The sequence below is a fragment of the Micromonospora musae genome (assembly GCF_003626635.1).
Lineage (GTDB): Bacteria > Actinomycetota > Actinomycetes > Mycobacteriales > Micromonosporaceae > Micromonospora > Micromonospora musae.
In genome coordinates this window covers 1-1,149 of the sequence record NZ_RAZT01000032.1, presented here as the reverse complement: position 1 = coordinate 1,149, position 1,149 = coordinate 1, and the positions used below count along the sequence as shown (strand labels likewise).

Annotated in this window: 1 protein-coding gene; it reads left to right on the top strand. The window is 69.4% G+C overall.

All coding sequences use genetic code 11. The annotated features are described in order from the left end of the window. Positions 1-18: 18 nt before the first annotated feature. Complete coding sequence (locus tag D7044_RS32065; RefSeq protein WP_120691120.1) at positions 19-1,122, top strand: IS30 family transposase; 1,104 nt, start codon at positions 19-21, stop codon at positions 1,120-1,122. Positions 1,123-1,149: the final 27 nt, after the last annotated feature.

Below are 1,149 nucleotides of genomic sequence, written 5' to 3'. Positions count from 1 at the left end.
GGCGGTTTCTAGGGTTCAGTGCAACTGATCTTGGTTGTGTTGGGGGTGTGGGTGGCCAGGCCGGGGGTGTTGACGTTCGGGCATCGGCAGGTGCTGGAGCATCTGTGGGGCTCGGGCCGGACGATCTCGCAGATCGCGGGGCTTCTGGGGGTGCCGGTGTGCACGGTGTCGCGGGAGGTGGCCCGCTATCACAGTGCCCGGCATGGGACGAAGAACCCGCTCGGGCGGTTGTTGCCGCCTGGGCGGGCTCGTCGGTCGTATCGGTGGGGCTATCAGGCGCAGTGGGCGCAGCGGCGGGCGGACGCGGCCCGGCGGCGACCGAAGGTGTCCAAGCTCGGTGTGGGTGGGCGGCTGCGGCGGGTGGTGGCGGGGAAACTGGCGCGTAGGTGGTCTCCGAAGCAGATCGCCGCGTGGTTGCGGGCCACGTTTCCTGACCGGCCGGAGTTGCGGGTGTCCCACGAGACGATCTATCAGGCGATTTACGTGCAGTCGCGGGGGAACCTGCGGGCGGAGTTGACTCGGCAGGTGGCGTTGCGGTCGGGACGCACCCAGCGGCGTCCGCAGTCACGGGCCGCAGCCGCCGCCCGCAGCCGGCGGCCCTGGATCGGGGATCTGCATATCAGCGCCCGTCCCGCGGAGGCCAACGATCGGGCGGTGCCCGGGCACTGGGAAGGTGACCTGGTCATCGGCAAGGCCGGCGGCTCGGCGATCGTGACCCTGGTCGAACGCGCCACCCGCTACGTGATGCTCGGCGCCTTACCCCACGGCCGTGACAGCGAAGCCGTCATCGGCGTGCTCACCACTCTGGCCACCCGGATGCCCGCTCACCTACGCCGCTCCCTGACCTGGGACCAGGGCACCGAGATGGCCACCCACCCGGTATTCACCGTCGCCACCGGCTGCCCGGTCTACTTCTGCGACCCACACAGCCCCTGGCAACGCGGCAGCAACGAGAACACCAACGGCCTCCTGCGCCAGTACTTCCCCAAAAGCAGCTACGACTTCCGCACCATCACCCAGGCCGGCCTCGACGAAGTCGCCCACGAACTCAACACCCGCCCCCGCGAGACACTGGGCTGGAACACACCAGCCCAGCGACTCGCGCAACTCATCGCGCCCTAACGATTGCACTCACCCCTTGACGCCGCC